Source organism: Gluconacetobacter johannae, from assembly GCF_014174305.1.
GTDB classification, from domain to species: Bacteria; Pseudomonadota; Alphaproteobacteria; order Acetobacterales; family Acetobacteraceae; genus Gluconacetobacter; species Gluconacetobacter johannae.
Window position 1 is genome coordinate 1 of sequence record NZ_JABEQH010000026.1, and the last position, 12340, is coordinate 12340.

General features: G+C 64.2%; 12 protein-coding genes. All 12 read left to right on the top strand.

Going from position 1 to position 12340, the window contains the following annotated elements; translation table 11 throughout:
• The first annotated feature begins 414 nt into the window (after positions 1-414).
• The 12 genes from HLH21_RS15415 to HLH21_RS15470 all read left to right on the top strand — a co-directional run bounded on the left by HLH21_RS15415 (position 415) and on the right by HLH21_RS15470 (position 12131).
• Complete coding sequence (locus HLH21_RS15415; protein WP_182944646.1) at positions 415-1248, top strand: DUF1217 domain-containing protein; 834 nt, start codon at positions 415-417, stop codon at positions 1246-1248.
• A gap of 147 nt (positions 1249-1395) precedes the next feature.
• Complete coding sequence (gene fliI / locus HLH21_RS15420; protein WP_264811709.1) at positions 1396-2763, top strand: flagellar protein export ATPase FliI; 1368 nt, start codon at positions 1396-1398, stop codon at positions 2761-2763.
• Positions 2760-3188 (top strand): flagellar FliJ family protein, encoded by a 429-nt coding sequence (locus HLH21_RS15425; RefSeq protein WP_182944648.1) that lies wholly within the window; start codon positions 2760-2762, stop codon positions 3186-3188. The genes fliI and HLH21_RS15425 overlap by 4 nt, the downstream gene beginning before the upstream one ends.
• A 190-nt stretch (positions 3189-3378) precedes the next feature.
• Entirely contained in the window at positions 3379-4140 is a 762-nt protein-coding gene (locus HLH21_RS15430) for a hypothetical protein (RefSeq protein WP_182944649.1), read from the top strand.
• 17 nt (positions 4141-4157) lie between these two features.
• Positions 4158-5285, top strand: a complete 1128-nt coding sequence (locus HLH21_RS15435; protein WP_182944650.1) for a flagellar motor protein MotB — start codon at positions 4158-4160, stop codon at positions 5283-5285.
• Positions 5286-5414: 129 nt separating this feature from the next.
• The gene (motA, locus tag HLH21_RS15440) at positions 5415-6293 is read left to right on the top strand and encodes a flagellar motor stator protein MotA (RefSeq protein ID WP_182944651.1); all 879 of its coding nucleotides are present in this window, start codon (positions 5415-5417) and stop codon (positions 6291-6293) included.
• Between the two features lie 36 nt (positions 6294-6329).
• Entirely contained in the window at positions 6330-8465 is a 2136-nt protein-coding gene (locus HLH21_RS15445; RefSeq protein ID WP_182944652.1) for a hypothetical protein, read from the top strand.
• Between the two features lie 39 nt (positions 8466-8504).
• Positions 8505-9263 (top strand): flagellar hook assembly protein FlgD, encoded by a 759-nt coding sequence (locus tag HLH21_RS15450; protein ID WP_182944653.1) that lies wholly within the window; start codon positions 8505-8507, stop codon positions 9261-9263.
• Between the two features lie 132 nt (positions 9264-9395).
• Entirely contained in the window at positions 9396-9737 is a 342-nt protein-coding gene (locus tag HLH21_RS15455) for a flagellar hook-basal body complex protein FliE (RefSeq protein WP_182944654.1), read from the top strand.
• Between the two features lie 178 nt (positions 9738-9915).
• Entirely contained in the window at positions 9916-10191 is a 276-nt protein-coding gene (locus HLH21_RS15460; protein ID WP_182944655.1) for a flagellar biosynthetic protein FliQ, read from the top strand.
• Between the two features lie 4 nt (positions 10192-10195).
• Complete coding sequence (locus HLH21_RS15465) at positions 10196-11008, top strand: flagellar biosynthetic protein FliR (protein WP_182944656.1); 813 nt, start codon at positions 10196-10198, stop codon at positions 11006-11008.
• A 37-nt stretch (positions 11009-11045) separates the two neighbouring features.
• Positions 11046-12131 carry an EscU/YscU/HrcU family type III secretion system export apparatus switch protein gene (locus tag HLH21_RS15470; RefSeq protein WP_182944657.1) on the top strand — a complete coding sequence of 362 codons (1086 nt, stop codon included), beginning with the start codon at positions 11046-11048 and terminating at the stop codon, positions 12129-12131.
• Positions 12132-12340 lie beyond the last annotated feature (209 nt).

Genomic DNA, 12340 nt, shown 5'->3' on the forward strand with positions numbered 1-12340 from the left:
CCGACCCGTCCCCTTCCTGATTTTTCCGGGGTGGCCACCCCGGAAAAATCAGTCCTTTGTCGCACGCAGCGACACGGAATGCATAAGACAAGCCTGTTTGAAAATGTGGGCCCTTGCGCGAGAGCGAAACGCAGTGAAGCGCCCGGCGTGTGTTTTTGAGCACCGAAGCGGAGCGGCCTTGTCGGCCGTGAGCATCGGAGCGCAGAAAACGCGCGTCGGATCGCCGCCAGCGCGCATTTTCAAACAGGCTCTGAGGGGCGCGGTATTCGCCGTGCACCCATGCATGCGACCGTGCCCTGGGGCCTTTATTCCATCGGCTGGATCTGTATGGTAATGGGCGTGGGAAGCCGTATACTGATTTTCAGTGGAATGTCGTGTCCTGTCTGTCGTGGTCACGAATGAAGGATTGGACCGATGGCCCTCAGCAGCATCTCTCCGGTAGCCGCGTATATCAGCGCCCAAAAGGATGAAGAGACCGCGGCCGCGAATTATGCGAAGGCCGACGCCACGACCAAAAACGAGGTGGCCGCGTTCGAGAAGGCTGCGCCCTCGATCACATCCGTCGATGGTCTTCTGAAGAACTATTCGGCGCTGCAGGTTGTACTCGGCGCCTATAATCTCAGCTCCATTTCCACAGAGACCGCGCTCATCAAGGACCTGCTGACGCAGGACCCGACATCGTCCACGTCGCTTGCCAAGAAATCCGCCAATGCGACATGGCTGGCCTTTGCCGACGCCTTCACGACGTGGGGCCAGAACGACGGGACGGCCAGCACGACGCCCTTTACGTCGGATACGATCAGTTCGATCGTCACGATGTTCCAGGAGCGCCAGTTCGAGAACAGCAGCAGCAATCAGGACAACGGGGTCGGCAACGCGCTCTATTTTACGCGCAAGATGAGCGGCGTCACCACACTGTCGCAGGTGATGTCGGACCCCACCCTGCTGAATGTCGTGGAGACGGTTTCCGGCTATAACCCCGATGAATTCGGGGCGCTGGACTATAGCCAGCAGGTCCGCCTGCTGCAGAACAAGGTTGATTTGAAGACTCTGTCGACCCCCCAGGAAATCCAGCAATATGCCGAGCGGTATCTCGCCATGCTGCAGATCAATCCTCAGACGCCGGACAAGCCGGCCAGCCTGATGGATCTGTTCGGAGGCGACACCAGCGACGAAGGGATCCTGGCGTTGTTCGACACGAGCAGTTCCTCGACATCGACGGGAAGCATCTACTCCGGGCTGTTCTAGGATACGGGTTGAGCGGGATGCCATGTACCGGCATGTCCGACCTGACGCCATGACCGCAGCATGTCATCCCCAACGATAAGCACGCAGGCCCCCCCGCCCTCGCCGTCCATCGGGGCCGCGTCCGCTCTGCCGGATATTCTGGCGGCGATCCGGCATGCCGTGGCCGAGCCGCGTCATGATGTCCCTGTCGGAATCCTTGAAGGGCGCGTGACCGGACTTTCCGGACTGTCCGTTTCCCTCAGCGGCCTGCGGGACTTCACCGGCGTGGGCGATCGCGTGACGATCTTCGGCCTGGACGGGCGTGAGACCGGGGCCGAGATTGTCGCCTTCCGCGACGACACGGCGATCGCCATGCCCTATGGCTCGCTGGAGGGCATCGGGTCGGGCTGCCGGGCCGTTTTCCATCTGTTCGACCAGACGCAGAGACGCCGCCGGGCCGGTGGAACGCTGAGCATCAACGGGTCCTGGCAGGGGCGCGTCGTCGATCCCATGGGCAGGCCCATGGACGGCAAAGGGCCATTGCCGCCCGACGGCACGCCGCAGAGGCTGCATGCGCCGCCGCCCGATGCGGCGCTCAGGGCGCGTCTTGGCCCGCGCATCGACCTGGGCGTGCGGGCGCTCAATCTGTTCACGACGTGCCGCGAGGGGCAGAGGCTTGGCCTGTTTGCCGGCTCCGGCGTCGGAAAATCCACCCTTCTGGGCATGCTCGCCCGCAATACGGACTGCGACGTGGCCGTGATTGCCCTGGTCGGAGAGCGAGGACGGGAGGTCAGGGAATTCGTCGAGGACGATCTGGGCCCCGAAGGGCTGGCCAAATCGGTCGTCGTCGTCGCCACATCCGACACGTCGCCGCTGATGCGCCGGGAAGCGGCCTACGCCGCCATGGCCGCCGCCGAATATTTCAGGGACCAGGGCAAGTCGGTCCTCATGCTCATGGACAGCGTCACCCGGTTCTGTCAGGCCCTGCGCGAGATTGGCCTGTCGTCCGGCGAGCCCCCCGCCACCCGCGGCTACCCGCCCAGCGTATTCGCCGAACTGCCCCGCCTGCTGGAGCGCGCCGGCCCGGGCCCCGTCGGCCCGAACGGCAAGGCCGGCCAGATCACGGCCATGTTCTCGGTCCTGGTCGAGGGCGATGACCACAACGAACCGATCGCCGATGCGGTGCGCGGCATTCTTGACGGACATGTCGTCCTGGAACGCCGGATCGCGGAGGCCGGCCGATACCCCGCCATCAATGTTCTGCGTTCCCTGTCGCGGACCGTTCCCGGGTGCAATTCCGCCGAGGAGAACATCCTCGTCCAGGAGGCGCGCGCCGACCTGGCAACGTGGGAGGAGATGCAGGACATGGTCCGCCTTGGGGCCTACCGATCTGGCAACGACCCGAAAGTCGACAAGGCGGTCCGTGTCGCACCGGCCATTGAAGACGTCCTGAAGCAGTCACGCGGCGAGAACGCCACGATTGCCGAAAGCTTTGATGCTCTGCGCGGCGTCCTCTCGTTGCATGAAACATCGTGACCGACAGCCGGACGCGAACGTTGCACGCCCTGATCCGCCTGCGGAAGACGGAAGTCGACCGCGCGCGCGCCGTGCTGGCCCAGGCGATGGCCGAGGAGCATGCGGCCGCGGCCGATGTGGCGCGGTGCCGCGCGGTGATAGAACGCGAGCAGCGCGAAGCATCCTGCGGACAGACGTCGCTGGATGATTTCCGCCTGTGGCTGCCCGCCGGCGAGGACGCCGTCAAACGCGCCGAGCAGGCCCTGCACGCCGCCCGTCAGGTATCCGACCAGGCACGCGAGACGCTGGTGCGGGCCAATGCGGTCCTGAAGGCGGCGCAGACGATCCTGGACAGGCGGCTGGAGGATGAAAGGGAGGCCCGCGGCCGCCGGGAGCAGGCCGAGATCGACGATCTGTCACGACGAAACAATATTGCCGCCGCATAGTCTTGCAACGGTCATTATTGATGCCGTCACCACGGATATCTATCTCTCGAAGACGGTCCGGCGGGTCCTGCTCACGTTTCGCCCTTGAGAAACTGGCATGCGCCCGCTATCGCTTTCTGGCAGGGGCGGAATGTGATCAGGCCGGATGCAACCCGATTATCCCTATGGCCATGAGCGATTAGGAAAGTGCATGCAACAGACACAGCAGCCGGATGCGAAGATATTTGTCGCCACGCCCTGCTTCGGTGGCGTGGTGACGCAGGAATATATGGAATCCGTCGTTGCGTGCGCGGGCGTGCTGCGGGTTCCCATGACGCTCTCGCTGCTCGGCGACGACGCGATGATAAGCCGGGCGCGTAATACCCTGCTGCACAAGTTCCTGACGTTGTCGGATGCCTCCCATATCCTTTTCATTGATGCCGACATCGGATTCCCGGCGGAAGCCCCCGCGCGGCTTCTGGCCGCCGGCAAGGATGTCATTGCGGGCATGTACCCGATCAAGGACCGGTTCTGGGACAAGACGACCCAGGAAAACGTGCTGCGCGGCGAAACGCAGGACAGCGCGTCCCTGCGCTATGTCGGGGAAACGGAGGCCATGCACCAGACATGGGAGAAAGGCCCCCTCATCAAGACCCATTTCGCAGGCACGGGGTTCATGATGATAAGCCGGCGGGCGATCGCCATGATGGCCAAGAGCTATCCCGAAACGGCGTATCGCCGGATTGACGCGGCAGGTGAGACGGGGGGCGAACATTACGCCCTGTTCGATGGAAGCATCGACCCCGACACCGGAACATTTCTGAGCGAGGATTTCACGTTCTGCCGCCGCTGGCGCGAAATCGGCGGCGAGGTCTGGCTGGACACGTCCATCTGCCTGACACATGCGGGACGTGCCACATTCCGCGGAAATCCGTCCTCTCGCGTCGGCACGGCACAATACAAGGGCGCGTGAGACCGCGGTAGCACCACATGGCGAAGAACGACAACCGCCCCATCATCATCCGGCGAGACGATACGGACACGGAAAGTCGCCACGGCGGAGCGTGGAAGATCGCCTATGGCGATTTCATGACGGCCCTGATGGCGTTCTTCCTTGTCATGTGGCTGCTCAACGCGACGACGGACGAGCAGCGCCAGGGCATCGCGCAGTTCTTCAACCCGATGGCCGAACAGGGCGCGCATCTGCAAGCGACGGACGCGATGCTTGACGCCCAGCCCTCGCCCTTGACGGGAGGGACGTCGGTCAGGCGTGTCCAGGACGGCGAGACGTCGGAAACGGAGCAGAACGAGAACCCCGAAGCGCAGGGTTTCCCCCGGATAGCGCCTCGGGGCGGATCTGCCGACGACATGGCGCCCGGCATCGCCACGGATCTCACGCCGTCGCCGCTGGCCATTGTTCCGATCGGCGGCCCCCAGAGCGGCGCGGCCAAGGGCGTGGGCTATATCGGTGCGAACAATACGACGGACGCGGCTGCGGAACAGGCAAGCATCGCGCAGATGGCCGCCGGCCTTCAGAAGGCGGTCGAACAGAGTCCTGTCCTCCGTGACGCGGCCTCCAACATGTCGGTCCGCGTCGAAAGGGACGACATCCGGATCGAGCTTCGGGACGCGAATAATTCTTCGATGTTCGACCCGGGGGCGGCCACGGCGAACCGTCTGGGCAACCAGATGCTGGCCGAGATAGGACGATGGCTGGCGCCCCTGCCCGAGCGCATATCCATTATCGGCTATACCGACGGGGCGCCCTATCGCACCGTCCAGAAAGGGAGCATGTCCAACTGGACCCTGTCCGCTCTCCGGGCCGATGACGCCAGGAAAATCCTCGTCCGGTCCGGCTACCCCGACCGCAATATCCTTGACGTTTCGGGCCACGCCGACAGGGATCTGGCCATTCCATCCGATCCGGCGGCGGCGGGGAACCGCAGGGTCGTGATTATCCTGCACAGGCGATATCCCAGCCCCACTGACCCCACCGCAGCCGCCCCGGCGGCGGCAGGCGCCGGCAGCGTCACGCCCGCCTCCCCCACTCCCTCCGATGGGACGGCCGGCCCTGGAACGCCAAAACAGATGGCGCCGAAACAGACAGCGCCGCATTAGACATGGACGGGCACGCAACGGCATGGATCATCCCGCGCGGCGCCGGATGATCTGGCGGGAAGGACCGAGAACTGCCGCAGATGGCGCTTTTGCTGCGCGGCACAAGTGGATGGAAGAGGAGACTGCTAAATGCTTTTCATCGGTGGGCTCGTCTTTGCGCTGCTCTGTGTCTTCGGCTCGTTCGTGGGCTCCGGGGGAGCTCTGGCGCCCCTGATCCGATCCATGCCCTTCGAACTGATCACGATCGTCGGGTCGGCGGTCGGGATATTCGTGATGGGGAATTCCAAGGAGGCGCTCAAGCAGACTCCCGGCTACCTGAGGCTGACGCTTACAGGCGCGCGCTATGACAAGGCCGCCTATTTCGAGCTGCTTGTCACGCTCTTCCGGTTCATGCGCCTTGCACAGGCCAAGGGCAACATGGCCCTTGAGGAACATATTGAGAACCCGAACGACAGCAGCATCTTCGCACTGGCCCCTGGCATCCGTGAAGATGCCGAGACCCGCAACATGATCTGCGACTACCTGCGGCTGGTCAGTCTCAATATGGGGGATGCCTATCAGCTGGACGAGGTGATGGCCCGTGAACTGAAGAAGAACCTTACGGAAAAACTGCACATCTCGGACTGTCTTCAGAGCATTGCGGATGCATTGCCCGCGCTGGGCATTGTGGCGGCCGTTCTTGGCGTCATCAAGACGATGGCCTCGATCAGCAAGCCCCCCGCGGTTCTGGGCGCGATGATCGGCGGAGCCCTTGTCGGTACGTTCCTTGGTGTGCTCTTGTCCTATGGCGTCGTGGCCCCTCTGGCGGGACGGATGCGTAATGTGGTAATACAGGACGGTCGTTATCAGGACATTATCAGAATTGTTCTGGTGGCGCATCTTCAGGGCAGTCCGCCCCAGGTCAGTGCGGAAATCGGGCGCAAGGATATCCCGCACGCTTTCATGCCGTCGTTTAGCGAGCTCGATGCCGCTCTGACAGAGTCATCGAACTCACCCGTGGGGGCCTGAACGGACGGCAGCCCGGCCAGGAGCTTGGAGTGTCTGATGGGTATTACGGTGGCGAGACCTTCGACCATTAAGAATCAGGCACCGACAACGCCGTTGTCGTCCCCGCTTCCTGCCGTGTCGCCGCAGAAGACTGCGGCGGCAACCCCCGCCTCGTCCGGCACCGCCCGGAAGCGGGGCGCCGGAGGCAGCGGAACCTTTGGCACGATCGTCAAGGACCTGACCGCGAAGCGGGACCATGAGGGACACGGCCGGGCAGCGTCCGCCGCGTCAAGCACGTCGGATCCCTCGGCGGCGGACAGCGCCGGCGCGCTGCCGGGCGCCGTGCCGTCGCAAGCCTCCCAGCAGACCGACACCATCTCCACCACATCGTCGGCACATGATGCGCGGAAGGTCGAGCAGCAGGCACGGAACACGCTGGCATGGCCGGCCATCGCCCTGATGCAGATGAGCCTGCCCGTGCAGGTCACGGCACCACAGGGACAGCCGCAGACGGGCAAAGCCGGCTCATCGGACGCTGGAAACCAGACGTCCGACACGACGTCAGGGGACACGCCGTCAAGCGCGTCCCTGTCCGGAACCGCCAGTTGGGGCGATATCGCAGCCGCCGCCGCTCTTTTTGTCTCACAACCATCCCCGGCCTTGCAGGGGAGCCAAGGCGAGGCATCGACGAATTCCGGCACTGGGAGAGCCGGCGCCGAGTTTTCCCAGGCCCCTGCCCCCTCCGCAGCCCTGCCACAGTTTCAGACGGCGTCGGCCTCGTTCGGTCCCATGGCGGTCAGCGCCGGGCCGGCGGCAGGCACTGCGGGCACGGGAACGGACACGCCGGGGTCGGCAACCAGGCCGGCTTCGTCCACCCCGCCACAGTTCCAGGCGGCGTCGGTCTCGTCCGGTCCCATGATTTCTTCAGGAAACGCCGCGGCATCCGGCGTCGGCGCAACATCCGACCAGGCGCCGCAGAATGCCGCCGGGGCCATGATCCCACCCGTTCAAGCGGTTGCGGGGCTGAGCACCGCATCGAATGGAGCTCAAACCATGCCGGCGGCAGCCGGCACGGTTTCTCCCCAGGTCCCGGCCCCCTCCAGAGCCACGCAGGCTGCGGGGCTGGTGGCCGACGCGGCAAGGGCAGGTACAGATGCGCGGCCGAGGGCGACCGGGCTGGCTTCGTCCCCGGCCCATTCCGGTTCCAGCGCATTTTCCGCCAGTGACCCATCCGGAGGCGCTGCGGCGTCCGTGTCGGCCTCTGACCCGGCGGGCGCCCAGACGACGCAGCAGGACATCGCCCAGGCCATGCCGCCCCAGCAGGATCAGGCGACCGCCGCCAGCAACGTCGCCATGGCGGCCTCCCGCCAGAGCGACAGGCCGACGTCGCTGGCCGCCTCTTCCGATCCGGCGGCGCCCTCGGGATACAGTGTCGCCCCGCCTCAGACAGGTGGGGTGGAGACTGTGGCGGCAACGAATCTCCAGAACGGGACGGCCGGAGATCCGAACGCCTCCGACCGTGGGCCGGAAGGCGACGGCCAGAAGGCAACGGCCGGGACCACGAACACGATCGGCCTTTCCATCGGGATACCCCAGCCCGGTTCGTTCTCCGTCGCACACGAGACGAAGGCCGCCGACGCGCATCCGGATCGGACCGGAAACCAAGGGGATGGCGACGTTGACATGGGGGGCGGCCAGGTTATCGCGTCCCCTTCCCTGTTACGCCAGGCCGGTGGCCCGACATCTGTTTCCATGACCGTTCTGACCGCCGATTCGACCCCCGTTCATGTTCGTCTTGAAGGGACGGACGGTGTCACGACGGGCGTTGTTCTTCAGAGTGCGGATGAAGCGACCGCCCGCCATCTGGCGAACAACAGGCATGAACTGGTCGCCGCACTGGACGCGACCGGCATGGAGACGCACAATCTGAAGATCGATGTCGTAAACGCCAGCAATAGTGGCGGAAATGCCAACGACCCAGGGGCGGGCGGGCAACCCGCCTATGACGGAAGTTTCTCCGGGGGGACGCTCGGCAATGGGGGCGGGCAGAATGGCAGACAACCGTCCGATGGCGGCCCCTGGCGCACCGGGGGGATTTCCGCAGGCCAGGGAAGCGGTGACATTGACGTAGGCGACGGGGCCAGAAGGCCTGGCCGGACATACGGCGGGCCTGGAATCAACATTACCGCATGACCTGGATGAAGGTCGTAGTGACAGGAAGGGAAAGAGGGAATGACCACGTCGGCCATCACCAATGAAAACGCGCTTCTCCGGGCGGCGGAGGCCTCTGCCAGGAGTTCGGCGAATTCATCCGTCAGCAGCAGTTCGAGCGCGGCGGCAAGCGGTTCGACGGCGGCGCTGACGTCGCTGGCCGACAACTACACCACCTTCCTGACCCTGCTGACGACGCAGCTGAAAAATCAGGACCCAAGCAGCCCCATGAGTTCCGACACCTTTACGCAGGAACTCGCGCAGTTTGCCGGGGTGGAGCAGCAGGTCCAGACAAACAAGAATCTCGCCTCCCTGATCTCGCTGAATGAGGGCAGCCAGCTGACGTCCGACGCCGGCCTTGTCGGCCAGACGGCAACCGCCAGCACGACGACGCTGCCCCTCCAGAATGGGTCCGCCTCGCTCAGCTTCAAAGGAAACTCGGGGCAAACGGTTGCCATCGCCGTGGCCAACTCGGCCGGCACGATCGTCAAGGACGTCGTTGCCTCGGCAAGCAACGGCACCAACACGTGGACCTGGGATGGAACGGACAATAACGGTAACCAGTTGTCGGATGGCGCCTACAGCGTCGCGGTCAAGACGATCAGCGGTTCCGGTACCACCTCCGATGTGCCGTTTACGATCAGCGGCACCATCACCGGTGTGGGGAAGGGTGCGTCCGACATGGAAGTGGAGATGGGCGACGCGCATATTCCGTTGTCCGACGTGACGAACGTCTCCAGCGCCAGCACCGGCGCCAGCTCAGGCAGCACGGGTTCATGACCGTTGCCCGCGCCGAGCCGCGCCGGGCCCCTTGTGATCGCTGAATGGCTAGGTTATGGACCCTTTGAATAATCGGCAGGAGTGCGCTTGCGGTCTCTCGGCTGACACCACCAGGGACAGGGTGCGGACACGATGATAAACGACATCACCACACGCGGTCTCGATGCAGTCAACGCCTACGGGTTGACGCAAAAGGCGATGCAGGCGTCCACCGACACGCAGGATACCGACGGGGGCACGCAATCCTCCGATGTCGTCTCCGGGTTCAGCGACGCCCTGCAGAACGCGCTCAAGGGTGCGATCACGCAGGGGAAGACAGCCGAGGCGCAGACCGCGGCCGGGCTGTCCGGCCAGGGCAACATGACGGACATCGCAACGTCGGTCGAAGAAGCCAAGCTGACCCTGCAAACCGTGACGACGATCAGGGACCGCATCGTTCAGGCCTATCAGGACGTCATGAGGATGTCGATCTAAGAGCGCCGACCGGACGTAGACAGGGCATTTCAGGAATTTGCGGGCGCTGCCCGAGGCTGCGGCCCGCGTACCACGCACCGGCGGGACAGTCGGGCTTTGCCCGACCCCACCCGTTCTCCATGATCGGGGGGGCCTGAGACTTGCGACCGAACAGCCATTCATTGCGCGGACTGGTATTATGCATCATTCGGTCGATATCCATGAGGTGCTGCGCCAGACCCTGATCGTGGCCGTGAAGATGGGGGCCCCGTCGCTGCTGGCGTCCCTGTGCGCCGGCGTGCTGGTCTCGGTGTTTCAGGCCATGACGCAGGTGAGCGAGGCGACGCTGTCCTTCGTGCCGAAGTTCGCCGCGGCCATGGCCGCCCTGCTGCTGACGGGGTCGTTCATGTATTCCACGCTGAATACGTATGCTCACCTCATTTTCGACCAGATGGTCATGGTTGGCGGCTCGTGAGCGCATGACGGGCCATCCGTCTGTCCTTGACGGATCGGTGGCCGTTCTCGCCGCCATGTTTCTGGTCGTCCTGTGTCGCGTCAGCGCCCTGGTCATGACGGCGCCCGGTCTGGGCGAGACCACGTCCCCGATGGTGGTCAGGGCCGGGATTGCCCTGTCCACCACCTTCGTTATCCTGCCGGTGGTGCAGGATCATCTCGCGGAGGTCTCCGGGGACGCCTTGCATATGCCGTCCCTGGCGGTGGCGATCGTCGCGGGCGAGCTTCTGTGCGGCGCATTCATCGGATGGCTGGCGCGGCTTATCGCGTTGGCGCTGAATATCGCCATGCAGATCATCGCCGTTTTCACCGGCCTGTCCAGCGTGCTCCAGCCGGATGCCGAACTGGGTGCGTCAAACACGGCGATCAGCAACATGGCGTCGTCGCTGATTCCGGTCATTTTTCTGTCGACCGGCCTTTATGTGCTGCCGCTGGCCGCCATCACGGGCTCGTACAGCCTGTTCCCGCCGGGGCATATGCCCATGGTCGGCGACATGGCGCGCAGTGTCACGGAGGCCACGTCGCAGGCTTTCGTCCTGGCGATGCAACTGGCCGCGCCGTTTGTCCTGGTCGGAACCTTATGGCCCGCGATGCTTGGCGTGCTGAACCGGCTTTTGCCGGCGATCCAGGTCTATTCCATCGCCATGCCGGCCCAGTTGCTGGGCGGGGTGCTGCTTCTGGCCATGCTCATCCAGGTGATGACAGGCGTCTGGCAGGAACGGGCGGGGGATCTTCTCGTCGGCCTGCCCGGGATAGGCGCCGGCACACCGCACCATTGAACGTCCGTTTGAAAACGGACTCTGAGGACCTGCGCGCATGGCTGACGAATCGACCGGCGAACGGAGCCAGGCCCCGACCGCCAAAAGGCTTCAGACCGCGCGTGAGGAAGGTAACGTCGCCCAGTCGCGCGAAGTGCAGATGCTTGTCGCGCTCGGCGCGTTCCTGCTCGTCTTCACCACCGTGACGGCCGTCACGTCGGGGCGCAGGTTCGTCGCGCATATGGGCGGCATCATGGGCCATTTCGACAGCATCCCACCGGATATGGCGTCGATTTATGGGGTGACCCTGCAAATGGGCCTTGAAGGAGCGTGGTTCGCGGCGCCGCTGGTGCTGGCCAGCATCGCCGCGACCATCATGTGCAGCCTGTTCCAGACGAGGCTTCTGTTCCGTCCGGAAGCTCTTATCCCCGATATCATGCGTCTGTCGCCCATAAAGGGTTTCCAACGCATCTTCAGCCTCAACAACATGATCGAGCTGCTCAAGAGCATCGTCAAATTCTCGGTGTTCGGCTTTCTTCTCTACGGCGTGGCGCAGGGAACGCTTGGCGTGGCGCCGGAGGCCGAGCGATGGACGATCACCCACCTCGCCTCGGAACTCGTGTCGTGGTTCGCCTATGCCACGCTGGTCGTCCTTGTCGTGCAGTGCGTCATCGCAGTTCTCGATACGCTGTGGACGCGCCACGACCGGATCCGCAAGCTGCGGATGAGCTTTCAGGACATCAAGGAAGAACATCGCCAGGCCGAGGGCGATCCAAAGGTGAAGGGACGGCTGCAGCAGATCCGCCGCAAGCGGTCGCGGCAACGCATGATCCAGGCCGCCAAGAGGGCTACGGTCATCGTCACCAACCCGACACATTATGCCGTGGCGCTGCTGTATGAGAACGGTTCGGGCGGCGCGCCACAGGTTGTCGCCAAAGGGGTCGACGAGCTGGCGGTACGCATCCGGCATGCCGCCGAGGACGCAAAGGTGCCCACGGTCTCGAACCCGCCCCTGGCTCGCGCCCTTTATACGCTTCCTCTGGATTCCGAGATCCCGCCCGAATATTTCCAGCCGGTCGCAGCCATCATCGCCTACGTGACGAAGCTCAAGACACCCGGCGCGCGCGCGCCGCAGCGGACATGACAGCCCGCCCCGGCACACTGCGCCCTTGCTGTCATGGGTTGGTATTACTCTGTTACATAGACAAATCATTGCCGCCCCACGAGGAATGCCTTGCATTTCATGGCGCGCATGCTAGTCAACAATAAAGTTAAGGCACAGGTGACGCGCTGGGGATGTTTCGGCCGCCATTCCATGCCCGTAAGGCCATCGGCTTATGTTCGCCTTCCCCT